At 73.3% G+C, this 24293-nt stretch carries 19 protein-coding genes and 2 pseudogenes; 8 read left to right on the top strand and 13 right to left on the bottom strand.

Annotated elements, in window-relative coordinates; all coding sequences use genetic code 11:
- Window positions 1–372: 372 nt before the first annotated feature.
- The 6 genes and pseudogenes from AC5L34_RS24685 to AC5L34_RS24710 form a co-directional block, all read right to left on the bottom strand.
- A pseudogene (locus tag AC5L34_RS24685) lies at window positions 373–1288 on the bottom strand (arginase family protein); the annotation flags it as partial.
- 110 nt (window positions 1289–1398) lie between these two features.
- The gene (locus AC5L34_RS24690; protein WP_441177098.1) at window positions 1399–2316 is read right to left on the bottom strand and encodes a tetratricopeptide repeat protein; all 918 of its coding nucleotides are present in this window, start codon (window positions 2314–2316) and stop codon (window positions 1399–1401) included.
- Window positions 2317–2541: 225 nt separating this feature from the next.
- On the bottom strand, window positions 2542–4230 hold the full coding sequence (gene icmA, locus AC5L34_RS24695) for a coenzyme B12-dependent isobutyryl-CoA mutase large subunit (RefSeq protein ID WP_357723613.1): 1689 nt from the start codon (window positions 4228–4230) through the stop codon (window positions 2542–2544).
- Between the two features lie 108 nt (window positions 4231–4338).
- On the bottom strand, window positions 4339–4752 hold the full coding sequence (locus tag AC5L34_RS24700; protein WP_441177099.1) for an Asp23/Gls24 family envelope stress response protein: 414 nt from the start codon (window positions 4750–4752) through the stop codon (window positions 4339–4341).
- A 93-nt stretch (window positions 4753–4845) separates the two neighbouring features.
- Window positions 4846–5781, bottom strand: coding sequence for a methylmalonyl Co-A mutase-associated GTPase MeaB (gene meaB / locus AC5L34_RS24705; RefSeq protein ID WP_441177120.1), 936 nt, complete (start codon window positions 5779–5781; stop codon window positions 4846–4848).
- A gap of 102 nt (window positions 5782–5883) precedes the next feature.
- Window positions 5884–7083: an acetyl-CoA C-acetyltransferase gene (locus AC5L34_RS24710; RefSeq protein ID WP_441177100.1), complete on the bottom strand. Its 1200-nt coding sequence runs from the start codon at window positions 7081–7083 to the stop codon at window positions 5884–5886.
- Between the two features lie 60 nt (window positions 7084–7143).
- On the opposite strand from AC5L34_RS24710, the gene mce reads away from it, so the two are divergent.
- From mce to AC5L34_RS24735, 5 genes are all read left to right on the top strand, one after another.
- Window positions 7144–7617: a methylmalonyl-CoA epimerase gene (mce, locus tag AC5L34_RS24715; protein ID WP_363899270.1), complete on the top strand. Its 474-nt coding sequence runs from the start codon at window positions 7144–7146 to the stop codon at window positions 7615–7617.
- A 284-nt stretch (window positions 7618–7901) separates the two neighbouring features.
- The gene (gene ccrA, locus AC5L34_RS24720; RefSeq protein WP_441177101.1) at window positions 7902–9257 is read left to right on the top strand and encodes a crotonyl-CoA carboxylase/reductase; all 1356 of its coding nucleotides are present in this window, start codon (window positions 7902–7904) and stop codon (window positions 9255–9257) included.
- A gap of 310 nt (window positions 9258–9567) precedes the next feature.
- Window positions 9568–10830 carry a coiled-coil domain-containing protein gene (locus tag AC5L34_RS24725; protein ID WP_101412527.1) on the top strand — a complete coding sequence of 421 codons (1263 nt, stop codon included), beginning with the start codon at window positions 9568–9570 and terminating at the stop codon, window positions 10828–10830.
- A 185-nt stretch (window positions 10831–11015) separates the two neighbouring features.
- On the top strand, window positions 11016–13361 hold the full coding sequence (locus tag AC5L34_RS24730; RefSeq protein WP_494827148.1) for a coiled-coil domain-containing protein: 2346 nt from the start codon (window positions 11016–11018) through the stop codon (window positions 13359–13361).
- 308 nt (window positions 13362–13669) lie between these two features.
- A complete protein-coding gene (locus AC5L34_RS24735; protein ID WP_494827150.1) occupies window positions 13670–14908 on the top strand; it encodes an AI-2E family transporter in 1239 nt (412 codons plus the stop codon).
- 93 nt (window positions 14909–15001) lie between these two features.
- Here AC5L34_RS24735 and AC5L34_RS24740 read toward each other — a convergent pair whose 3' ends face one another.
- The 6 genes and pseudogenes from AC5L34_RS24740 to AC5L34_RS24765 all read right to left on the bottom strand — a co-directional run bounded on the left by AC5L34_RS24740 (window position 15002) and on the right by AC5L34_RS24765 (window position 20120).
- Window positions 15002–15811, bottom strand: coding sequence for an alpha/beta hydrolase (locus tag AC5L34_RS24740; RefSeq protein ID WP_441177104.1), 810 nt, complete (start codon window positions 15809–15811; stop codon window positions 15002–15004).
- Window positions 15812–15877: 66 nt separating this feature from the next.
- The gene (locus tag AC5L34_RS24745) at window positions 15878–16165 is read right to left on the bottom strand and encodes an Rv1322 family protein (protein WP_494827157.1); all 288 of its coding nucleotides are present in this window, start codon (window positions 16163–16165) and stop codon (window positions 15878–15880) included.
- Between the two features lie 88 nt (window positions 16166–16253).
- Window positions 16254–16425 (bottom strand): annotated as a pseudogene (locus AC5L34_RS24750) (sigma factor); the annotation flags it as partial.
- 40 nt (window positions 16426–16465) lie between these two features.
- Entirely contained in the window at window positions 16466–18283 is a 1818-nt protein-coding gene (locus tag AC5L34_RS24755; protein WP_441177105.1) for a 3-hydroxyacyl-CoA dehydrogenase family protein, read from the bottom strand.
- Between the two features lie 167 nt (window positions 18284–18450).
- Window positions 18451–19509, bottom strand: a complete 1059-nt coding sequence (locus tag AC5L34_RS24760; RefSeq protein ID WP_441177106.1) for an alpha/beta fold hydrolase — start codon at window positions 19507–19509, stop codon at window positions 18451–18453.
- An 89-nt stretch (window positions 19510–19598) separates the two neighbouring features.
- Complete coding sequence (locus AC5L34_RS24765; RefSeq protein WP_441177107.1) at window positions 19599–20120, bottom strand: FHA domain-containing protein; 522 nt, start codon at window positions 20118–20120, stop codon at window positions 19599–19601.
- Between the two features lie 264 nt (window positions 20121–20384).
- Here AC5L34_RS24765 and AC5L34_RS24770 point away from each other — a divergent pair, with 264 nt between their 5' ends.
- Together AC5L34_RS24770 and AC5L34_RS24775 are read left to right on the top strand one after the other, a co-directional pair.
- On the top strand, window positions 20385–21881 hold the full coding sequence (locus AC5L34_RS24770; RefSeq protein WP_441177108.1) for an aldehyde dehydrogenase family protein: 1497 nt from the start codon (window positions 20385–20387) through the stop codon (window positions 21879–21881).
- Between the two features lie 68 nt (window positions 21882–21949).
- The gene (locus AC5L34_RS24775; protein ID WP_441177109.1) at window positions 21950–22627 is read left to right on the top strand and encodes a methyltransferase domain-containing protein; all 678 of its coding nucleotides are present in this window, start codon (window positions 21950–21952) and stop codon (window positions 22625–22627) included.
- Between the two features lie 44 nt (window positions 22628–22671).
- On the opposite strand, the gene nucS is transcribed toward AC5L34_RS24775, so the two are convergent.
- On the bottom strand, window positions 22672–23331 hold the full coding sequence (gene nucS, locus AC5L34_RS24780) for an endonuclease NucS (RefSeq protein ID WP_357723580.1): 660 nt from the start codon (window positions 23329–23331) through the stop codon (window positions 22672–22674).
- 71 nt (window positions 23332–23402) lie between these two features.
- Between nucS and AC5L34_RS24785 the strand changes: the two genes are divergently transcribed.
- Window positions 23403–24020: a DUF4126 domain-containing protein gene (locus AC5L34_RS24785; protein WP_441177110.1), complete on the top strand. Its 618-nt coding sequence runs from the start codon at window positions 23403–23405 to the stop codon at window positions 24018–24020.
- Window positions 24021–24293 lie beyond the last annotated feature (273 nt).

Raw genomic sequence — 24293 nt, forward strand, 5'->3', positions numbered from 1 at the left:
ATGGCCCGGCGACGGACGGGCCGGCGACGACCGGGTCGGCGACGGACGGGCCGGCGACGGACGGGGGCACGGGGACCTCTGGACGGCCATTGCCCCGCCGCGCCGAGGGGACCGACGACAAACCGGCCGAGACGGCAGACGAGGGGCCAGCCGAGGGGACCGACGAAGGGCCGCCGGACGAGGCGGCAGAGGAAGGGCCGGCGAGGGCGGGATAGGAAGGCCCGGCCGAGGCGGCAGACGATCGGCCCACCGACGGATCCGACGAGGGGCCAGCCGGGGCAACGGACGAACGGCCGGCCGGGGCGACAGACGACGGGCCGGCCGAGCGGGCGGATGTCGACGGGCCCGGCAGCAGTCGGGGTGGCGCCGCCGCCGGCGCGGAGACCGGACGCAGCCCGGCGACCACGGTGTTGACGATCTCGGCCGCGTACGAGCCGTCGGGGTCGTAGTCGGGGTCGAAGACGGTCAGCTCGACGCCGAGGCAGTGCGGAGTGTCGACCAGGCCGGCGAGCAGGATCTCCAGCTCGGCGAAGGCGATCCCGCCCGGGTCGGGGGCGTCGACGGCCGGCATCACGGCGGGGTCCAGCACGTCCACGTCGATGTGAACCCAGTAGCCGGCGCAGTCGGCGAGCTGCTCGTGCGCCCACTGCGCCGTACGCGCGGCGCCCTCGGCGCGCAGCGCCGGCACCGGCCGGGTGGTGATCCCGGCGGCCTGGAGGTCCAGGCGGTACTCGTCCTGCGCCCGGATGCCGAGCACCACCACGTCGATGTCCCGGAAGTACGGCCGACGGCCCTCGATGGCGGCCAGGTCGGCCTGCCCCCGCCCGGTGACCAGGGCGAGGTCCTCGCCGGCTGCCGCGCCCACGTAGGACGCGTTGCCGGGGTGCCGGAAGTCGGAGTGCCCGTCGACGAAGACCAGCCCGATGCGCCCGCCGACCGCCTCGCCGAGCCGGTGCATGGCCAGCGCCGAGCCGAGCAGGATGGAGCAGTCGCCACCGAGCACCAGCGGGAACTCGCTGCGGTCGATGATGGCGCCGATCCGCTCCGCGAGCGCCACCGAGTAGTCGGCGATCTCCCGGGCGTGGCACACGCCGTCACCCGGTCGCCAGTCGCCGGGGTCGTAGCGGGGCGCGGTGAGGCAGCCGGCGTCGCGGGCGCGCAGCCGGGCGAGCAGCCCCTGGTCGCGCAGCGCGCCCGGGGCCTTCCCACAGCCGGGGACCGAGGTGGACGTGGGTGGGCGCAGGCCGAGGTTGCTGGGCGCGTCGAGGACGGCGATCCGGCGCATCATGGGCTCCCGTCCTCGAGGTGTCGGGCGGGCCGGCCGGAACGCCGGCCCGCGCTGGCGTGCTACAGGTTCCGGGCGCGCTCAGGAACAGGGCGGGCCCGGAACAAGGGTGCTCAGAACAGGGCGCTGGCCAGGGCCCGGCGCGCCGAGGCGACCGCGGGATCCTCCGGCCCGGCGACCGTGAAGAGGCCGACCAGGTGCTGGCGTACCCTCTCCCGCTCGTCGCCGGCGGTGCGGCGGACCAGGCCCACCAGGCGGGCGTACGCCGCCTCGGCCTGACCGCTGAGCACCTCGATGTCGGCGGCCAGGAGCTGGGCCTCGACGTCGTCGGGGTTGGCCTGGGCGGCGGCGATCGCCGCGCCCGGGTCGGCCCCGGCCACCCGGCGGGCGAGCCCGACCTGGGCGAGGCCCGCCTCCGCCGCGGCGTCCGCCGGCGACTCGGCGAGGATCTTGCGGTACGCCCGCTCGGCCGCGTCGAGGTCGCCGCTCATCAGGGCGTCGTCCGCCTCGTCGAGGCGCGGGTCCTCCGGCTCCTCGACGCTCACGCCACCGGCCTTGAGCACCGCCTGGATCCACTGCCGCAGCTGCGCCTCGGGCACCACCCCGGAGAAGGCGTCGATCGGCTGGCCGCCGACGACCGCGTAGACCATCGGGATGCCCTGCACCCGGAACATCTGGGCGATCCGGGGGTTGGCGTCCACGTCGACCTTGGCGAGCACCCACGCGCCGCCGCCCTCCGCGGCCAGCCGCTCCAGCACGGGGCTCAGCTGCTTGCACGGCTCGCACCACTCGGCCCAGAAGTCCACGATCACCGGTGTGGTGAGCGAGCGCTCGAGAACCTCGGACTGGAATGTCGCCTCGCTCACGTCGATGACGGCGACGCCGCCACCGGCGGCGCCGGGGAAGTCGGCGGAGGGGGCGGACTGGGCCGGGGTGGCGGGGCGGGCGGGGGCCGGTGCGGGGGTGCGCAGCGCGCTGAGGTCGACCGCGCCGCGGGTGAAGATCGACGAGGTGATCCGTGGGTCGCTCATGGTTACCTAGTCTCGCACGCGACCCGCCGAACTCAGATCAACCGCGACGGCGACAGTTGCGACTGTCACGGCTGCTCCCGCCCCCTGCCCCGCCCTCCCGGCCGGCACTGCCGCGACCGTGCGCCCGCGCCCCCGGCACGCGGACTGCGCGGTACTGGCGGGGGCGCGGGAGACAGGGGTCGCAGTGTGCGGCTGACGGAGGGACGGGGCCGGGAACGGGATGGGTCAGAAGCGGGCCGGTTCGCGGTAGACGCCCCACTCGGCGCGCAGGGCGTCGCAGATCTCGCCGAGGGTGGCCTCGGCGCGCACGGCGTCCAGCATGGCCGGGATCATGTTGCCGTCGGTCCGGCCGACGGCGACCATCCGCTCGATCGCGGCCTTGACGGTGGCCTCGTCGCGGCCGGCCTTCCGCTCGGCCAGCACCCGGCGCTGCTCCAGCTCCACCTCGTGCGAGATGCGCAGGATCTCCAGGTCCTTGGCGACCGTGCCGGTGTGGCAGTTGACGCCGACGATCCGCTTGTCGCCCTTCTCCAGCGCCTGCTGGTAGACGAAGGCGGACTCGGCGATGTGGCCGGTGAACCAGCCGTCCTCGATGCCGCGCAGGATGCCGGAGGTCATCGGCCCGATCTGGTGCGGCCCCTCCCCGCCGAGCTGCCGGATCCGGGCGAAGATCTCCTCCGCCTCGGCCTCGATCTTGTCGGTGAGCGCCTCGACGTACCAGGATCCGCCCAGCGGGTCCGCCACGTTGGTCACCCCGGTCTCCTCCATCAGCACCTGCTGGGTACGCAGGGCGATCTCGGCGGACTCGTCGGTGGGCAGCGCCAGGGTCTCGTCCAGGGCGTTGGTGTGCAGCGAGTTGGTGCCGCCGAGCACCGCCGCGAGTGCCTCGACGGCCGTCCGCACCACGTTGTTGACCGGCTGCTGGGCGGTCAGCGACACCCCGGCGGTCTGCGTGTGGAACCGCAGCCAGAGGGCCTTCTCGCTGGTCGCGCCGTAGACGTCGCGCAGCCAGCGGGCCCAGATCCGGCGGGCGGCCCGGAACTTCGCGATCTCCTCGAAGAAGTCGACGTGGGAGTCGAAGAAGAAGCTCAGGCCGGGCGCGAAGACGTTGACGTCCAGTCCCCGGGAGAGGCCCAGCTCGACGTAGCCGAAGCCGTCGGCGAGGGTGTACGCCAGTTCCTGCGCGGCGGTCGAGCCGGCCTCGCGGATGTGGTAGCCGGAGACCGAGAGCGGCTTGTAGCGCGGGATCTCCCGGGCGCAGTACTCCATCAGGTCGCCGATCAGGCGCAGGTGCGGCTCGGGGTCGAAGAGCCACTCCTTCTGCGCGATGTACTCCTTGAAGATGTCCGTCTGCAGGGTGCCGTCCAGCTTGGACAGGTCGGCGCCCTGCCGCTCGGCGGCCACCAGGTACATGCAGAACACCGGCACCGCCGGCCCGGAGATGGTCATCGACGTGGTGACCCCGGCCAGGTCGATGCCGTCGAAGAGCGCCTCCATGTCGGCGGCGGTGTCGATGGCGACGCCGCAGTGGCCCACCTCGCCGAGCGCCTGCGGGTCGTCGGAGTCCCGGCCCATCAGCGTGGGCATGTCGAAGGCGACGGAGAGGCCGCCGCCGCCGGCGCCCAGGATCATCTTGTAACGCTCGTTGGTCTGCTGGGCGTTGCCGAACCCGGCGAACTGCCGGATCGTCCAGGTCCGCCCGCGGTAGCCGGTCGGGTGCAGGCCCCGGGTGTACGGGTACTCGCCCGGCCAGCCGATCCGCTCGAAGCCCGGGTAGGCGACACCCTCCGGCGGCCCGTAGACCGGGTCGACGGGCATCCCGGAGAGCGTGGTGAAGTCGGCGTCCCGCTTGCGCGCGGCGTCGTAGCGGGCCTGCCAGCGTGCCCGTCCGGCGGCGATCTCGTCGGCGTTCATCCGCGGGGCTCCTCCTCGAGTCCTCGACTGCACTGCGAGTGTAGAGCCCCGACCTGAACGATCGCTAAGTAAGTTCGTACCGGCAGGTAACCTGGACCGCCCGACGCCTCACGCGACAGGTGCCGCCGGACCGCCCAGGGCCACGTCGTCGACCCTGATGTTGATCTCGTCGACCCGCAACCCGTACGCCTCGACCGCCTCCGTCACCTGCGCGCGGACCTCGCCGGTCACCTGCGGCACCGCGCGGCCGGCCTCGATCACGATGACCAGGTTGACCACCGCCGCGCCGTTGGTGACGTGGGCCGAGCAGCCGCGGCGGGCGTCGCCGACCTGGTCGAGCCCGACCTTGTCGAGCACCGCGTTGAAGAACCGGGCCACGTCCCCGCCCAGCTCGACCACCCCGGGCACGGACCGCGCGGCGGCCACGGCGATCTTCTCGACCACCTCGTCGGACACGTGCGTGCTGCCGCCCGCCACCGCGCCCGGTGCCACCGACAGCTCCTGCGTCGCCTCGTCAGCCATGATCTCCCCATACGTCGCACCGCCCCGCGCCGTCGGGGCGAGGCGGTGCGAGCGTACTAGGCGGACGCCGTCCGCAGTGGACGCGCGATCGGCTCAGGAGGCGATCTGGGCGAGCAGTTCGTCGGCCGCCGCGTACGGGTCGAGAGAGCCCTCGGCCACCTTCGCGGCGAGCGCCGGCAGCTCCGTACCGTCGCGCAGGGAACCGATCCGGGCGCGGAGGGCGCCCAGCGCGATGGCCTCGACCTCGGCGGCGGCCCGCGCCTCCTGGCGGCGGCGCAGTTCGCCGTGCTCGACCAGCCAGGCACGGTGCTTGTCGATGGCGGCGGCGATGTCGTCGATGCCCTCGCCCCGGGAGGCGATCGCGCGCACCACCTGCGGCCGCCAGTCGCCCGGACCCCGCTCGCCCAGGGCGATCATGCCCTGGATGTCGCGGTAGGTGGCGTCGGCACCGTCCCGGTCGGCCTTGTTGACCACGAAGACGTCGGCGATCTCCAGGATGCCGGCCTTGACCGCCTGGATCGCGTCGCCCATGCCCGGGGCGAGCAGCACCAGCGTGGTGTCGGCCAGCGAGGCCACCTCCACCTCGGCCTGCCCGACGCCCACGGTCTCCACCAGCACGACGTCGCAGCCGGCGCCCTCCAGCACCCGCACGGCCTGCGGCGTCGCCGCCGACAGCCCGCCGAGGTGGCCCCGGCTGGACATCGACCGGATGTAGACGCCCGGGTCGGTGGCGTGGTCCTGCATGCGGACCCGGTCGCCGAGGATCGCCCCGCCCGTGAACGGGCTGGACGGGTCGATGGCCAGCACGCCCACCCGGTGGCCGCGGGCACGCAGCGCCCGGACCAGCTCGTTGGTGGTGGTCGACTTGCCCACCCCGGGCGAGCCGGTCAGCCCGACCACCTGGGCCTGACCGGCGTACGGGGCGAGCGCCGCCGCGATGCGCGGCAGCGTCTCGTCGCCCGACTCGACCAGGGTGATCAGCCGGGCCACCGCGCGCGGATCGCCCGCCCGGGCCCGCTCGACCAGCATCGGCACGTCCCGGCTGCGGCGCACCGGGGGTGCGCCCGCCGCCGGGACGTCGTCGACGATCTCGCTCACTGTGCTGCCTCTACGGGGTCGGCCGGACCGCGGTCAGTGACCGCTCTCGCCGGGGGCCGGGACGTGGATGATCAGGGCGTCGCCCTGGCCGCCGCCGCCGCAGAGCGCCGCCGCGCCCGTGCCGCCGCCCCGGCGCTTGAGCTCCAGGGCGAGGGTGAGCACCAGCCGGGCGCCGGACATGCCGATCGGGTGGCCCAGCGCGATCGCCCCGCCGTTGACGTTGACCTTGTCCGGGCTGACCCCGAGGTCACGGGTGGACTGGATGCCGACCTGGGCGAACGCCTCGTTGATCTCGATCAGGTCCAGGTCCTCGATGCCGAGCCCGCCCTTCTTGAGCGCGTGCTGGATCGCGTTGGACGGCTGCGAGTGCAGGGAGTTGTCCGGGCCCGCGACGTTGCCGTGCGCGCCGATCTCGGCCAGCCAGGTCAGCCCCAGCTCCTTGGCCTTGGCCTTGCTCATGACGACCACGGCGGCGGCGCCGTCGGAGATCGGCGAGGAGCTGCCGGCGGTGATCGTGCCGTCCTTGGCGAACGCCGGGCGCAGCTTCGCCAGCGACTCGGCGGTGGTGTCCGGCCGGATCCCCTCGTCCTCGCTGATCACCAGGGGGTCACCCTTACGCTGCGGGATGACGACCGGGGTGATCTCCTCGGAGAAGTGGCCGTTCTTCTGCGCGGCGGCGGCCCGCTGGTGGCTGGTCGCGGCGAACGCGTCCTGCTCCTCGCGGGTGATGCCGTGCCGGCCGTTGTGCCGCTCGGTGGACTCCCCCATGGCGCAGCTGTCCCAGGCGTCGGTGAGCCCGTCGAGCGCCATGTGGTCCTTGACCACCACGTCGCCGTACTTGTAGCCGCCGCGCTGGCCCAGCAGCAGGTGCGGGGCGTTGGTCATGGACTCCATGCCGCCGGCGACGACGATGTCGAACTCGCCGGCGCGGATCAGCTGGTCGGCCAGGGCGATCGCGTCCAGGCCCGAGAGGCAGACCTTGTTGACGGTCAGCGCCGGTACGGACATCGGGATGCCGGCCTCGACCGCCGCCTGGCGGGCCGGGATCTGCCCGGCGCCGGCCTGGAGCACCTGCCCCATGATCACGTACTGGACCTGCTCGGGGGCGACGCCGGCCCGCTCGAGCGCCGCCTTGATCGCGACGCCACCGAGCCTGGTCGCCGGGAGGTCCTTGAGGTTGCCCAGCAGGCGCCCCATCGGGGTCCGCGCGCCGCTGACGATCACCGAAGCCATGCCTGCCTCCGAGGGGTGCCGACCTGTACGCCTTAACGATTGTTCGGTCAGACTAGCGCCATGGCTGAGAACTCCCCCGTCGAGACCGCTGCCGACTATGTCACAGACATCGGCCTGCGCCGCATCGACCACGTCGGGGTCGCCGTCGCCGACCTGGACGCCGCGATCGACTTCTACCAGCGCACCTTCGGGATGCGCTGCGTGCACACCGAGGTGAACGACGAGCAGGGCGTACGCGAGGCGATGCTGGCCGTGGGCCCGGACGCCGAGGGCGGCTGCGTGCAACTGCTCGCCCCGCTGAGCCCGGAATCGACCATCGCCAAGTTCCTCGACAAGAAGGGCCCGGGCGTGCAGCAGGTGGCGTACACCGTGGCGGACATCGACGTCGCCTGCGCGAAGCTGCGCGAGCGGGGCGTGAAGCTGCTCTACGACACCCCGAAGCGCGGCACCGCCAACTCGCGCGTCAACTTCGTCCACCCGAAGGACGCCGGCGGGGTGCTGGTCGAACTCGTCGAGCCCGCCGCCGGGCACTGACCCCACCGCCGGCCCCCGTCACCTGGGCGGGGGCCGGCGCCCACCGCCCCGCCGAGCGCGCCGCTGCGCGGTTCCACCACCGCCCGGACACCTCCACTCATCGGCCAATGCAGTTTTTCACAGAGGACTTCCGGCCCTACCTACTGTTCAGTAACGTCCCGGCCCACAGGAGCGCGGCCGGTGCCGGTTGTGTCGGACACCGACATGGCGGTCGGCCGCACCGGCGCCGACGATGGCAGCACCCAGGCCCGCGTGGGCGGGGTGCGGACGAACGGGAGGTCGACGTGCAGGACATCCTCGAAGCGATCATGGCGGCGGAGGGATCCGACCAACCCGCACGGGAACTCGCCGGGATCGCCGGCCTGCCGGTACCCGAGACGTACCGCGGCGTGGTGGTGCGCGCCGACGAGACCCGGATGTTCGACGGCCTGGCCACCCGGGACAAGGACCCGCGCAAGGCGCTGCACGTGCAGGAGGTGCCGACGCCGGAGCTGGGGCCGGGCGAGGCGCTGGTGGCGGTGATGGCCAGCGCGATCAACTACAACACGGTCTGGACCAGCATCTTCGAGCCGCTGCCGACCTTCAAGTTCCTCCAGCGCTACGGCCGGCTCTCCGAGCTGACCCGCCGGCACGACCTGCCGTACCACGTGGTGGGCTCCGACGCCGCCGGCGTGGTGCTGCGCACCGGGCCCGGGGTGACGAAGTGGAAGGCCGGCGACGAGGTCGTCGCGCACTGCCTCTCCGTGGAGCTGGAGGACGCGGCCGGGCACGACGACACCATGCTGGATCCGCAGCAGCGGATCTGGGGCTTCGAGACCAACTTCGGCGGCCTGGCCGAGCTGTGCGTGGTCAAGGCCAACCAGCTGATGCCCAAGCCGCGCCACCTGAGCTGGGAGGAGGCGGCCAGCCCGGGGCTGGTCAACTCGACGGCGTACCGGCAGCTGGTGTCGCACCACGGGGCGAACATGAAGCAGGGCGACGTGGTGCTGATCTGGGGCGCCTCCGGCGGCCTGGGCGGCTACGCCACCCAGATGGCGCTCAACGGCGGCGCGATCCCGGTCTGCGTGGTCTCCTCGCCCGAGAAGGCGGAGCTGTGCCGGAAGATGGGCGCCGAACTGGTGATCGACCGCACCGCCGAGGGCTTCCGCTTCTGGAAGGACGAGCAGACCCAGGACCAGGACGAGTGGCGCCGCTTCGGCGAGCGCATCCGCGAGCTGACCGGCGGCGAGGACCCGGACATCGTCTTCGAGCACCCCGGCCGGGAGACCTTCGGCGCCAGCGTCTACGTGGCCAAGAAGGGCGGCACCATCGTCACCTGCGCCTCCACCAGCGGCTTCCTGCACCAGTACGACAACCGCTACCTCTGGATGCACCTGAAGCGGATCATCGGCAGCCACTTCGCCAACTACCGGGAGGCGTGGGAGGCCAACCGCCTGGTGGCGTTGGGCAAGGTCCACCCCACCGTGTCGAGGACCTACGCGCTGGAGCAGACCGGCCAGGCCGCGTACGAGGTGCACCGCAACGCGCACCAGGGCAAGGTCGGCGTCCGCTGCCTCGCCCCGTCGGACGGCCTCGGCGTACGCGACCGCGAGCTCCGCTCCCGGCACGAGGACGCGATCAACCGGTTCCGGGGCCACTGACCCGGCGGATGAGGCGGGGCCGACCATTGCGGTGAACGGCGATTGCCTTTCCGCCGGGTGTCGGACACTCATTCGAGTGATGCCGACCATGGCGCGACAAAGGGCCGCGGGGTACTCCCGCGGCCCTTTTCCATGTCACGCTCCGTGCCCTCTCCCCTGTCACTCTCCGTGCCGTCCGACCCGCCCGGGACCTGCCAAGATCGGCGATCCGTCCCGCCGTGGACGGAGCTGTAGTTGACCATGTAAAGAGGACACGAAAGCTCGGGACCGCTCTTGCGAAGCACCCTGGGGGGTCTGCGAGTATGTCCCAATGCCCCAGCAGTCCTCCCCTCTTGCGTTCTTCGATAACGCGAACTCGCAGCCCGATTTCACCGTTGGCCTGCGCGGCTACAACACCCACCAGGTCGATGACTTCATCGGCCGGATGACGGCCGCGCTTACCCAGTCCGAGCAGGCCCGCGCCGAGGCCGAGCAGCGGATGAACGACGCCCAGCGCCGCCTGCGCCAGGCCGAGCAGCGCATGAGCGCGCTGGAGCAGAAGCTCGCCGACACCAACAAGCAGCTCGAGGAGAACAGCCGACCCACCCTCTCGGGCCTCGGCACCCGCGTCGAGCAGATCCTCCGGCTGGCCGAGGAGCAGGCCAACGACCACCGCAACGAGGCCAAGCGGGAGTCGGAGGGCATCCTCTCCGCCGCGCGCCTCGAGGCGCGCGAGATCACCGACAAGGCGCGCGCCGAGGCGGCGGCCATGAAGGCCAACGCCGAGCGGGAGGCCGGCAGCGTCCGCACCGCCGCCGAGCGCGAGGCCGCCGAGGTCCGCGTCCAGGCCCGTCGCGAGGCCGACACGCTGCGCGCCGACGCCGACCGGGAGACCAAGCAGCTGCGTACGGTGACCGCGCACGAGGTCGCCGAGCTGAAGTCCACCGTCGAGCGTGAGGTCGCCACCCTGCGGGCCACCGCCGAGCGGGAGATCACCCAGCAGCGGGCGAAGGCCGCCCGCGAGGCCGAGGAGAAGCGCGCCGAGGCGACCAAGCTGCTCACCGACGCCCGCGACAAGCGCGACAAGGACCTCCAGGCCCTCGAGCTCCAGCTCGCCGAGCGCCGGGAGAAGGCCGAGCGCGAGGAGTCCGAGCGGCACGCCGCGCAGGTCGCCCAGACCCAGAAGCTGGTCAGCGAGGCCGAGCAGCGCGCCCACGCCGCGCAGGAGCGGGCCAAGGAGATCGAGCAGCGCGCCGAGGCCCGCCGGGTTGAGTCGGAGCGCACCGCCAACGAGACGGTCGACAAGGCCAAGGCGCTGGCCGACAAGACGCTCACCGAGGCGAAGGCCGAGGCGAAGCGCCTGCTCACCGAGGCGCGCACCGAGGCCGAGCTGACCACCCAGGCGGCCCGCCGCGAGGTCGAGGACCTCACCCGGCAGAAGGACGCCGTCACCTCGCAGCTCGGCCAGATGCTCTCCGGTCTCGCCGGCATCGTGCCGGGCGTGCCCGCCACGCCGCCCGCCGCGCAACCCAAGCCGGAGGCGAAGAAGGCCGACAGCACCGACGAGCGGGTGACCGCCGAGACGTCCAACTGACCCAGACCGACCCACCCGACCGGGGCATGATCGACGGCGCGGGGTGACACCGGGTGACCGGTGCGCCCCGCGCCGTACGCTTTTTCGCGCCGGACGAATTGCCCGGGCGTGTCGGCAGTGAAGTAGGTCCTATCCGGGGCGTCCGTATCGCCCCAGCCGGACTGGAGGCGTGTGAGGATGGGGGCATGTCGCACGGCGAGGAACTGTTCGCTCTCGGCGGGGACGTGACCACGGAGCCCAGCTTCGAGTCCGCTCTGCGGGGGTACGAGAAACGACAGGTCGACCGGTACGTCGCTCGCGCGGAGCACGAGATCGCGGCCCTGGCGGCCGAGCGGGAACAGGCCTACACACAGATCCACAAGCTGGCCGGCCAGGTCGAGGTGCTCCAACGCGACCTCGCCCAGGCCCGCAGGTCGTCCGGGGCGTTGGAGAACGTCTCCTACCGGCACCTGGGCCCGCGGGTCGAGCAGATCCTCACCATCGCCGAGGAGCAGGCCGACGCGATCCTGGCCGCCGCCAACGAGGAGATCGAAGCTCGCCGGGCCGCCGCCGAGCACATCGTGGACGAGGCCCGCGAGCAGGCCGCCACCGCCCTCAAGGACTTCGAGATCGCGCTGGCCGCCCGCCGGACGGAGGAGGAGCGGCACAGCGCCGCCCGCAGGGCCGAGGCGGACGCCGCGGTCAGGGCGGCCAAGGAGGAGTCCACCCGGCTGCGCAAGGCCGCCCAGGACGCGCTGGCCAAGGCCCAGCAGGAGGCCACCCAGCTGCGGGACGCGGCGAAGGAGATCCACCAGCGGGCCCAGCAGGAGGCGACCAAGCTGCGCGAGGCGGCCAAGGAGGTGCACGCCAAGGCCCAGCAGGAGGCCACCCAGCTGCGTGAGGCCGCCAAGGAGGTGCACACCAAGGCCCAGCAGGAGGCCAAGCGCCTGGTCGACCAGGCCACCGAGGCCGGCCGGGCCACCCACGCCAAGGCGCAGCGCGACGCCAAGCAGATCATCGACGACGCCGCCGGCGCCGGGCGGGCCACCCGGGAGAAGGCCCGCCAGGAGGCGGAGCGGCTCACCACTCAGGCGGCCGAGACCGCCAAGCGCAACCGCGCCGAGACCGAGGCGTACGTGCAGCGGATGCGCACCGAGACCGAGGCGTACGTGCAGCACGCCCGGGCCCAGACGCAGCAGGAGCTGGGCGCCTGGCGGGCCGGGGTGGAGCAGGAGGTCAACAACCGGCGCGAGGCCGCGGACCGCGAGCTGACCCAGCGCCGCGCGAAGGCCGAGCAGGAGTTCACCGCGCGCCGCGACGAGTTGGAGAAGCAGTACAAGACCCGCCTCGCCGAGCTGGACGAGCAGCACACGAGCCGGCACGACGAGCTGGAGTCGGAGTTCGAGGCGCGCCGCACCGCCCTGGAGACGGAGTACACCGCCCGCCGGAACGAGATCGAGCAGAGTGCCACCGCCGTCCGCAAGGCCGCCGAGCAGGACGCCCTGACGATGCGCCAGCGGGCCGAGGAGGAGGCCGCGGCGCTGCTCGGCCGGGCCGAGTCGGAGGCGGCCGAGAAGCGCCGCAGGGCCGACGAGCACGTGGCGACGTCGCGCCGGCAGTTCGAGGAGTACGCGGCCACGACCCAGCAGCACCTGGCCACCACCCAGCAGCATCTCGCCGCCACCCAGCAGGAGGCCGCCGCGAGCCGCCAGCAGCTCGCCCAGGTGATGCTGGAGATCGCCCAGGCCCAGCAGGAGCTGGCCGACCTGCGGCAGGAGACCTGGAAGTCCCGGCAGGAGTCCGACGAGCTCCAGCGCCAGGTGGCGGAGCTGCGGTTGGGCGTACTCGGCGCGGCCGACCGGCCGGGCGGAGCGGACGGCGCCGTCGCCCCGGTCGTGGCGGGCGGCAAGCCCGCGCCGGCCACGGCGAACGGCAGCAAGCCCCGTCCCGACGCGGCCAAGACCCCGGCGGACGCGGCCCCGGCCGGCGGGAACGCCGCCGACAAGGCCACGGTCGACGCGGGCGCTGTCCCGGTCGGCGCGGACAAGGCCAAGGCGGGCACGGCGGACAAGGCCCCGGTCGGCACGGACAAGGCCCCGGTCGGCGCGGACAAGGCTCCGGCGGGCGCGGACAAGGCCCCGGTCGGCGCGGACAAGGCTCCGGCGGGCGTGGGCGCGGCGGACAAGGCCCCGGGCGGCGCGGGCGTCGGGACGACAGGCGCCGCGGAGGGCGCGGCCTCCTCGGGTGAGAAGCCCGCTGCCGGCAAGGTGGAGCCCGAGGACGCCGGGCAGCCGGCCAAGGGCCGGATCGAGCCGGCGGACACCGGGCAGCCGACCAACGGCAAGGTCGCCACCGTGACCACCGTCGACGGGGGCACGGCCAGTGCCGGCGTGGACGGAGAGCCGACCGTGGCGGCGGTACCCGGCGAGGGCGGCCGGGGCGCGACCCCGACGAAGATCACCAGCACGGGCGAGAACGGCAAGCGCCCGGCCAAGCCGACCACCGACGAACGCAGCGCCAAGCCGAGCAAGGTGGTCGTCGACAAGGACTGACCCCTGCGCACGGCACCGCCCGACGGCCTGGGTCGTCGGGCGGATCTTGGTAAGAAGCGGCCCCCGGAGGGGCCCGCTCCTACCAAGATCTCAAGATCCGGGCCTGCCCCACACCCCAGCGGGGTGTGTGGGCGGGCCAGAGTGGGTCGGCCGGCCAAGTGGGTCGGGCGGGCGATGTGGGTCGTTGGGCCAGATGGGTCGGGCGGGCTGCGGGGGCGGGTCGGGCCTGCGGCGTACGCTCCCGGGTGGGATCCTTCGACGCGAACCCGTGGTGGGGCCGCCGGCGGAAGTCGATCAGGGGAGGTCCGATGGCAGACGACGGACCGACGGCGTCGAGCGGGAACCCGGAGCCCGGCAGCAGCCCGGGACCGGGCGACGGGAGCCGGAAGCCGGAGCACGCCACCGCGCCCGAGCACAGCACCCGCCCGTCGGGCACCACGGACGGCGGCGGGACGGCGGCGGGCGCCACGGACCGGAGCAGGCCGGGGGCGAACGGGTCGAGCCGGTTCGGTACGCCGGGGCGGCCGCTGAAGCGCAGCAGCTTCCTGGTCGGCTTCACCGGCGCGGCGGGGGTGCTGCTGGCGTACGCCCTCTATCTGGGCCTGCGCAACGCGGCCGGCATCCTGGTCCTGGTGGTCATCGCGCTCTTCCTCGCGGTCGGCCTGCACCCCGCGGTGGTCCGGTTGCGCTCCTGGGGGCTGCCGCACGGCATCGCCGTGGCGGTGGTCGCGCTGACGGTCGTGCTGCTGCTCTGCGGCGGCGTGTTCGCCCTGGTGCCGCCGATCGTCACCCAGAGCGGGCAGTTCATCGAGCAGCTACCGAGCTACCTGGAGGCGTTGCGCCGCAACGAGACGGTCAACGACCTGGTGGTCCGGTACGACCTCATGGAACGGTTGCAGAACGCGGCCAACGCCGACACCGTCGGGCAGGCCCTCGGCGGGGTGCTCGGCGGCGCCCAACTGCTCTTCGGCACGGTCTTCCGGGGGCTGACCGTGCTGGTGCTGACCATCTACTTCCTGGCCTACTTCGACCGGCTGCGCGACCTGGGCTACTCGCTGGTGCCCCGATCGCGCCGGGAGCGCGTGCAGCTCATCGGGGACGAGATCCTGACCAAGGTGGGGGCCTACATGGTGGGCGCGCTCAGCATCGCGGTGCTGGCGGGGATCTCCACGTACGTCTTCGCGCTGATCGTCGGGCTGCCGTACCCGTTCGCGCTGGCCGTGGTGGTCGCGGTCACGGACCTGATCCCGCAGATCGGCGCGACCCTGGGGGCGGTGATCGTCAGCCTGGTCGGGTTCGCCACGGACCTGCCGGTCGGCATCGCCTGCGCGGTGTTCTTCCTGATCTACCAGCAGGTCGAGAACTACCTGATCTACCCGAAGATCATGCGCCGGTCGGTGTCGGTCAACGAGGTGGCCGCCCTGGTGGCCGCCCTGCTCGGCGTCTCCCTGCTGGGCGTGGTGGGCGCGCTCATCGCGATCCCGGCGGTGGCCGCGCTCCAGCTCATCCTGCGGGAGGTGGTCCTGCCCCGGCAGGAGTCCCGCTGACCCCGCCCGGCCCGGCCGGCCAGCGCTGGACAGGTCGGGCTCCGGTGGACCGGTCGGCCGGGTCCGCGACGGGAGCGCGGGGCGGAGGGTCGGTCAGCCGGCCTGGCCGGCGGGCGGGCCGGGCACCGGGCGGTCCGCGAAGGAGGCCACCGTGCGGTCGGCGTACGCGCTGACGTCGCCGGTCTCCATCGGGCCGTCCCAGGTCGTCGGCAGCGGCACGGCGGCGGCCGGGTTGACCCGGCGGACCACCTCGTCCAGCACGGTCTCGGCGTCGCCGACCCAGAGGTGCTTCGCCCCGGGCACCCCGACCACCTCGGCCTGCGGCACCGCCGCGAAACGCTCCCGCGCCTCGTCGGGGCGCAGGTAGTCGTCGAACTCGGGCACCAGCGCGGTCAGCGGCTTGCCGGACCCCGCCCAGTGCTCCAGGTCCGCCGGCGCGGAGAAGCGCAGCGGCGGGGAGAGCAGGATCGCCCCGGCGACGGCCGGGTCGCAGCCGTACTTGAGGGTCAGGTCGGTGCCGAACGACCAGCCCAGCAGCCAGATGTTCGGCAGCTCGTGGAACTCGGCGTACTCGATGGCGGCGGCGACGTCGAAGCGCTCGCCGACCGCGTTGTCGAAGGCCCCCTCGCTGGTGCCGCGGAGGCTGCTGGTGCCCCGGGTGTTGAAGCGGAGCACCGCCAGGTCGGCCAGGGCCGGCAGCCGCCACGCCGCCTTGCGGAACACGTGGCTGTCCATCATCCCGCCGTGCGTCGGCAGCGGGTGCAGGCAGACGAGGGTGCCCACCGGCTCACGGTCCAGGGGCCGGGCCAGCTCGCCGACCAGCCGCAGACCGTCGGCGGTGTGCAGCTCGATGTCCTCGCGGTGGCCGGGCAGGATGGAGGACGCGCGGATCGGTGTGCTCACCCCACCAGTCTCGCCGGTACGGCCGGGAACCGCCGGGCGGGGCGGAAACAGCGTGATCCAGATCGCTCAGCCGTAGCGGGGAGCGCCGCGACCGCGCTGCACGGCGGGCCCGCGCCGGTCCCGGGCCCGCCAGCACCCGCTGTGCCAGTGCCGCCGGTCGGTCAGGTCGCCCCGCCCGTCCGCCGGCCACGCCACCAGGTGCGCCACGCCGGGCCGGATCTCCTGGTCGCAGCCCGGACAGCGGTACGTCTTGGTGGAGGCGCCGCCGCTGATCCCGCGTACCTGCCAGTCGCCGTCGCGCCACTGCTGCACCGAGGCGACGCCCTGGCGGACCCGGTCGGAGTCGAGGTGCACGGCGTCATCGCGGCGGGGTCGGTTGCGACGGGGGCTCACGCTTGCCAAGCGTACGGGCCGACGGCGGGGCCGACCCGCGGCGGGCGGACCGGCGCACGTACACGTCCGGCCGGTCCACCCGGGCGATCTTCCGCCAGTGCACGTACGCGCGGGCCGGCACGTCCTGGGTGAGGTCCTCGGCCCGGTGCTCGTCGCCCGTCAGCAGCCGGGCCAACCGCATCAGGGCGGCCTCGGCTGCTGACGTACTCCTCGAAGGTCACGCCATGCAGACGCCGTCACCGGCGCGCGGCGTTGACCCGGTCAGCGGCGGGTGTGGTCGCGGAAGCCCCGGCCGCTCTTGCGGCCCAGGTAGCCGGCCGTGACCAGGTGCTCCAGCAGCGGGGCGGGGGCGAAGCCCGGCTCGCGCAGCTCCAGGTAGAGCTCCCGCTGGATGGCCAGCGCCACGTCCAGACCGACCACGTCGAGCAGCTCGAACGGGCCCATCGGGTACCCGCAGCCCAGCTTCATGGCGTGGTCGATGTCGTCGGCCGTCGAGTAGCTCGCCTCCAGCATCTTCACCGCGTCGTTGAGGTACGGGAAGAGCAGCGCGTTGACGATGAAGCCGGACCGGTCGCCGCAGACCACGCCCGTCTTGCCCAGCGCGGCGCAGACGGCGCGGGCGGTGGCGGTGGTCTCCGCCGAGGTGCGGATGGTCTCCACGACCTCGACCAGCGGCATGAGCGGCGCCGGGTTGAAGAAGTGCAGCCCGACCACGTCGGCGGGCCGCTGGGTGGCCATCGCGACGTCGATCACCGGCAGCGACGAGGTGGTGGTGGCGAGCACGACGCCCGGCTTGCAGATCTCGTCGAGGCTGGCGAAGAGGGCCTTCTTGACGCTCAGCTCCTCGACCACGGCCTCGACGACGAGGTCGACGTCGGCGAGGTGCTCCAGGGTGGCCGACCAGTTGATCCGGCCCAGCGCGGCGTCGCGGTCGGCCTCGCTGAGCTTGCCGCGCACCACGCCCTTGTTGAGCGAGGTCTTGACGGCCTCGAAGACCTTGGCGGACTTCTCGGCACCCCGGGTCACCGAGACGACCTCGTAGCCGGCCTTCGCGAAGACCTCGATGATGCCGGTGGCCATCGTCCCGGAGCCGACGATACCGATCTTGCTCACGGCGGCGGGGCCGGCAGACTCTCCCCCCGCGCGGGTGCCGTCGCCGAGCGCGGCGTCCGCCGTCACCGGCGTCTGCTCGTCGGGTACGACGACCGGGGAGCCCGGCCGCTCGTAGGTGTAGAAACCCCGGCCGGACTTGCGACCGAGGAGCCCGGCGGTGACCATCTGCTTGATCAGCGGCACCGGGGCGTGCCGGCGGTCCCGCCCGCCGCGCCGGTACATGGTGTCGAGGATCTCGTACGCGGTGTCCACGCCGATCAGGTCCATCAGCGCCAGCGGGCCCATCGGCAGGCCGCAGCCGAGCTTCATGGCGGCGTCGATGTCCTCGCGGGTGGCGTAGTGCGACTCGAACATGCCGACGGCGTGGTTGAGGTAGCCGAAGAGCAGCGCGTTGGCGATGAAGCCGGCCCGGTCGCTGATGGTGACGTCGACCTTGCCGAGCCGCTTGCACAGCCCCTCCACGTCGGCGACCACGTCGGCGGAGGTGACCACCGTCCGCACCACCTCGACCAGCTTCATCACCGGGGCGGGGTTGAAGAAGTGGATGCCGATGACCTGGTTGGGCCGGCTGGTGGCGACGGAGATCTCGGTGACGCTGAGCGACGAGGTGTTGGTGGCGAGGATCGCCTCGGGCTTGCAGACCCGGTCCAGCTCGGCGAAGATCCGCTGCTTCAGGTCCAGGTGCTCGGGCACCGCCTCGATGACCAGGTCCACGGAGTGCAGCGCGTCCAGCCCGACGGCGAACCGTACGCGGCTCAGCAGCGCGTCCCGGTCGGCCTCGGCGAGCTTGCCCTTGGCCACTGCCCGGTCCGTCGACCCGGTGAGGATGGCCCGCCCGCGTTCGAGCGCGTCCTCGGAGACCTCCACGGCGACGACGTCCACCCCGTTGCGCGCGAACACCTCGACGATGCCGGCACCCATGGTGCCCAGACCCACTACGCCCACGCTGGTGAAATCGCGCGCCACGGCCAGCCTCCTCGATGCTCCGCACGGCCGCATGAACGACCATTAAGGTTATGCGCGCGAGTCTGCCACCTGACGCTGAGTTGTCGAGGCGCCGTGGGAAATTTCACGAGCCCAGCGGGCCTGCGCACCGGTCGGGCGGCGCCGTCGGTCAGCCCGCGCCGCGTCGGTCAGCCCGCCGGGTTGGTCAGCCTCAGCAGCTCGGCGACGAACTCGGCCGGCCGTTCCAGGTGCGGGCTGTGCCCGCAGCCGGGCAGCAGCACCTCACGGTACGACCCGCCGGCCGCCGCGTACCGCTCCAGCACCGCCCGGGTCTGCCCCACCATCGGCTGCGCCGGGCAGGCCGCCTCCCCCGGCCAGCCGGGCAGCACGCCCAGCGAGCCCAGGTGGGCCAGGTCCATCATCGCCGTGTCCGAGACGATCACGTCGGCGTCCCCGTGGATCCAGGTGATCGGCGGCTTGCCGGCCACCGCGACCAGCTCGTCGGCGACGCGGAAGTACGCCGGCGAGAGGGCGTTGAGCACGCCGCGCCGGCCGGGGGCGGTGCCGGGCCAGTTCGCCGAGGCCACCGCCGTACCGGGGTAGTTGTCGTCGCCGGTGGCGGTGGAGAGGAGGCTGTCCAGCAGCAGTTCTTCGTCGTCGCCGAGCGAGGCAGGGTCCGCCACGTAGGTCGCCCGCAGCACGGCGCGCGGGCTGGTCGGGGCGTCCACGCCCCGGTCGCCGGCCGCCAGCCGCTTGACGAAGTCACGGTTGCCGGTGCCGCCGCCGGTGCCGGCGAAGTCGGGGGTGGTCGGCGTGCCCGTCAGGTCCCGGGTACCGCCGTAGCCGTACGGCGAGACCGGAGCGGCGAGCAGCAGCGCGCCCACCCGGTCGGGGTGGTCGACGAGCAGCCGCATGGCCACCCCGCCGCCGAGCGAGTGGCCCACGACCACCGGCCTGGCGCCGGACGGGAAGAGGGACGGGTCGTCGAGCAGCGCCGCGACGTCGTCGGCGAAGTCGCTGAGCCCCCGGGTCGCGTCCACCCCGACGGTGTCGCTCAGCCCGTAGCCGCGCAGGTCGGGCGCGACCACCCGGAGGGTCGCCGGCAGCCGCCGCACCAGCGGCTCCCAGAAGGCCGCCGACGAGCAGTTGCCGTGGATCAGCAGTACGGGAGCGCCGTCCGGCGGCCCGGCCACCCGTACCGCCTGGGTGACCCCGTTCGCCGACACCAGCCGCTGTCCGGTCTCCATCCGCCGGATGCTGCCACGGCGACGCCGGACGCGTCCATGGGCCGGCCCGCCACCTTCGGGCACCGTACGGTGTGTGCCGGCGGCCCCGGTCAGGACGGAGCGGACGACACCGCCGGAACCGCCCCCGGCGCCGGGTCGACGGCCGGGACCGCCACCGCCACCGGGTCGACGGCCGGGACCACCGGCGGCGGCGCCGGGCCGACGGCCGGGGTCGCGAGCGGCAACGGCAGGGTCGGGCGACGGTCGCGGCGCGGCGGGTTGAAGCTGAAGCTGAAGCCCACGGGGTCGGTGCGCGCCACACCCGGGTCGTAGACGCGCAGTTCGGTGCGGCCGAGCCGGATCACGTCCCCGTCGGCCAGCCGCTCCACGCCGGTGATCCGCCGGTCGTTCAGCCAGGTGCCGTTGGTGGAGCCCAGGTCGGCCAGGGCCGCCCCCTCCCCCGTCAGCCACACCTCGGCGTGCCGGCGGCTCAGGTGGGCGTCGTGCACCACGACGTCGACGGTCGGCGCCCGACCGATGACCTGCCGCTCAGGACCCACCCGGAAGCTCAGTCCCCGCATCGCCCCGCCGGCCACCGTCAACAACGGTCTCAGTTCCGGATGTTCCTCCATGGACAGTCAGCCTCCACCCCGCACGGTCACCCCGTGCGTCAGCCTGCCAGCACACGGTAGTCGCCCTCCACCGCCGCCTGGTCACCTACGCGCCCCCGGCCGGACACCCCGCGTTCAGCGGTTCGGCGCGTATCGGCCCAAGAATCATCACAAGTCCGACCGAGGGCCGTCCACCCCGTTCCGTGCCCTGTGCGGCCGGTCCGGCGGACGGGACCGCCGCCCGCGCCCCTACCGGCGAGTAATCCTCGGGTCTAGACTTCCGCCATGACGGCTGTGCATGTCCCGGGCACCCCGGTCATCGAGGACGGTCGGCTGGTCTCGACGAGCCCCGCGACCGGAGCGGAGGCCGGGCGCCTGCCGGTCGCCACCGCCGAGGACGTCGGGCGGGCCGTGGACCGGGCCCGCGGGGCCGGCGAGTGGTGGGCCGCGCTCGGCTTCGACGGGCGCAGGGAACGGCTGCTGCGCTGGCGCGGCCTGCTCGCCCGGCGGATCGAGGAGATCGCCGAGCTGGTGCACGCCGAGGGCGGCAAGCCGGTCGCCGACGCCGTCGTCGAGGTCGTCACCGCCGTCGAGCACGTCGACTGGGCGGCCCGCAACGCGCGCCGGGTGCTGGGCCCCCGCCGCGTCCGCTCGCGGCTCGTCCTGGCCGAGTTCTCCGCCCACCTCGAATACCAGCCGTACGGGGTCGTCGGCGTGATCGGCCCGTGGAACTACCCCGTCTTCACCCCGATCGGCTCCGCCGCGTACGCGCTGGCGGCGGGGAACGCGGTGGTGCTGAAGCCCAGCGAATACACCCCCGTCGTCGGCCAGTGGCTCGTCGACACCTTCGCCGAGGTCGTGCCCGAGCAGCCGGTGTTCACGGCGGTGCACGGGCTCGGCGACGTCGGGGCGGCGCTGTGCCGCTCCGGGGCCGACAAGGTGGCCTTCACCGGCTCGTCGGCCACGGCGCGCAAGGTGATGGCGGCCTGCGCCGAGTCGCTGACGCCGGTGCTGCTGGAGGCCGGCGGCAAGGACGCGATGATCGTCGACTCCGACGCCGACCTGGACGCCGCCGCCGAGGCGTGCGTCTGGGGCGCGCTGACCAACGCCGGGCAGACCTGCATCGGCATCGAACGGGTCTACGCGGTCGAGCCGGTCTTCGACGCCTTCGTCGGCAAGGTCGTCGAGCGGGCCGGCCGGCTGACCGTCGGCCCGGACGACGCGGACATCGGCCCGATCACCATGCCCAGCCAGCTCGACGTGATCCGCCGGCACATCGACGACGCGCTGTCGCGGGGCGGTCGGGCCGTGCTCGGCGGCGCGGACGCCGTGCAGCCGCCGTACGTGCGGCCGACCGTGCTGGTGGACGTCCCGGAGGACTCCGCCGCCGTACGCGAGGAGACGTTCGGCCCGACCCTGACCATCAACCGGGTCCGCGACGCCGACGAGGCCGTCGACCGGGCCAATGCCCTGTCGTACGGCCTGGGGGGTTCGGTCTTCGGTCGGCGGCGCGCGGTGGCGATCGCCCGGCGGCTGCGCTCGGGCATGGCGTCGGTGAACTCGGCGCTGACCTTCGCCGGGATGTCCACGCTGCCGTTCGGCGGCGTCGGCGACTCCGGCTTCGGGCGCATCCACGGCGAGGACGGGCTTCGGGAGTTCAGCCGCGCCAAGGCCGTCACGCGGCGGCGGGCCCGGTCGCTGCTGCCCTCGACGACCTTCGAGCGGACGCCGGCCGACGTCGCGCGGCTCGTGAAGGCCATCAAGGTCATGTACGGCAGGTGAGTGTCGGATAACCGATCATGAAGGTCCCCACGTGTGTCCAACGTGGTGGGAGCGGTACATTGCGTTAAATGCGCCCCCATCGATTGCGCTTCCACCTCGTCGACAGTGACCGGTCGTGGAGTGCCCGGCAGCGACGTCGACGCGCCGACTGGCTGGCCCGCACCTTTCCCGACCTGGAGAAGATGCACGTCATCGACCTCGGGGGCCGGCTCGGCACCTGGACCCGCGCCGACGTGCGGCCGGCACGCGTCCACGTGGTCAACCTGGAGCGGCCGCCCGCGGACGTCCCGGATTGGGCGCAGGTCGACCGGGCCGACGCCTGCGACCTGCCGGCCCGGATCACCTCGCGCCGCTACGACCTGGTCTTCTCCAACTCCGTGCTGGAGCACGTCGGTGGCCACGAGCGGCGGCTGCGCTTCGCCGACGCCGTGCGCGGGCTCGGCGACCGGCACTGGGTGCAGACGCCCTACCGCTACTTCCCCATCGAGCCGCACTGGATCGCGCCGGGGATGCAGTTCCTCCCCGTACGGCTGCGGACGGCGTTCGCCCGCCGCTGGCCGCTCGGGCACAAGCCGACCCGCACCCACGAGGCCGCCATCCACCAGGTGCTCTGGACGGAGCTGCTCGACCGCTCACAGATGCGGCACTACTTCCCCGACTCGCGGATCCTCGTCGAGCGGGTGGCCGGGCTGCCCAAGTCGCTGATCGCGGTCCGCGCGGACGGCCCCTCGGCCCCGCCGCACTGACAGGTCGTGTCTCCGGCCTCCGCGGCACCCGCCGCGGGCGACCTTCAGAAGAGGGTCAGCTCGTCGCGTTCGATGCCGCGCAGCTTGTCGTAGTTCACGACCACGCAGCGGATGCCCCGGTCCATCGCGAGCACCCGGGCCTGCGGCTTGATCTCCTGCGCGGCGAAGACCCCGGCGACCGGCGCGAGCAGCGGGTCGCGGTTGAGCAGTTCCAGGTAGCGGGTGAGCTGCTCCACACCGTCGATCTCGCCCCGGCGCTTCACCTCGACGGCGACGGTGCCGGACGCGGCGTCCCGGCAGAGCAGGTCGACCGGGCCGATGGCCGTCATGTACTCCCGGCGGATCAGCGTGAACCCCTCGCCGAGGGTCTCCGGGTTGGCCGCCAGCAACTCCTGGAGGTGCGCCTCCACACCGTCCTTGCGCAGGCCCGGATCGACGCCCAGCTCGTACGAGGTGTCCTGGAAGATCTCCTCCAGGGTGATCCGCAGCTCCTCGCCCGCCTTGTTGACGACCCGCCAGACGCCGGGGGCCTCCTCCAGCCGGCAGGGCGGGCTCATCCAGTTCAACGGCTTGTACGCCCGGTCGTCGGCGTGGATCGACACCGACCCGTCCGCCTTCACCATGAGCAACCGGGTGGCCGGCGGCAGGTGGGCCGAGAGCCGTCCGACGTAGTCCACCGAGCACTTCGCAATGACCAACCGCACCCGACGAGGGTAGCCGAGACCCCGACCCACGCCAGCGAGCGGCACTGGCGTGCCGGTGCCATGCTGAGACGGTGCTCGAAGTTCTCACCGGTACGGGTCTCGCCGCCTCGGCGGGGCTGAACGCATACATCCCCCTGCTCACCATGGGCCTGCTGGCCCGCTACACCAGCCTGATCGACCTGCCCGGCGGGTGGCAGTGGCTGGGCAACGGCTGGGTGATCGCGATCCTGGCGGTGCTGCTGGTCGTCGAGGTCGTCGCCGACAAGGTCCCGGTGGTCGACCACGTCAACGACGTCGTGCAGACCGTGGTCCGGCCGACGGCGGGCGGCCTGGCGTTCGGCGCGGGCTCGTCGTCGGAGACGGTGACGGTGAGCGACCCGGGCAGCTTCTTCTCGTCCAGCGAGTGGGTCCCCGTGGTGACCGGTGTGCTGATCGCCCTCGGCGTGCACCTGCTGAAGTCCGCCGCGCGACCGGTCATCAACGCGACCACGGCCGGCGTCGGAGCGCCGGTGGCCAGCACCGCCGAGGACGCCACCAGCGTCGTCATGTCGGTGGTGGCGATCATCCTGCCGGTGCTGGTGCTGGCGTTCCTGCTCGGGCTGGTCGTCTTCCTCTTCTGGTTCCTGCGCCGCCGCTCCGAACGCCGCCGGGAACGTCAGGCGGCGCGGGCCGCCGGCTTCCGCGTCTGACCGGCGTACGCCCCGACCGCCTCCTGCCCGCCGGTGGCGCGGTGCTGCTCTTCACCCGGCACGTTGGCGAACTGGCCACGGCCCGCCGAACGCCCGCCCCGGTCCCGGACATGCGTCTGGCCGGCACCCGAGTCGGGTGCCGGCCAGACGCACTTGCTCACGAATTGTGGTGTGGTGGTGGTCAGCTGTTCCAGTACTCGGCGACCAGGTCGGCGGCCTGCTGCTCCCACTGGGCGTAGTGGTCCGGGTAGGCCGACACCTGCACGGTCTGCG

The organism is Micromonospora sp. ZG13, assembly GCF_059359355.1.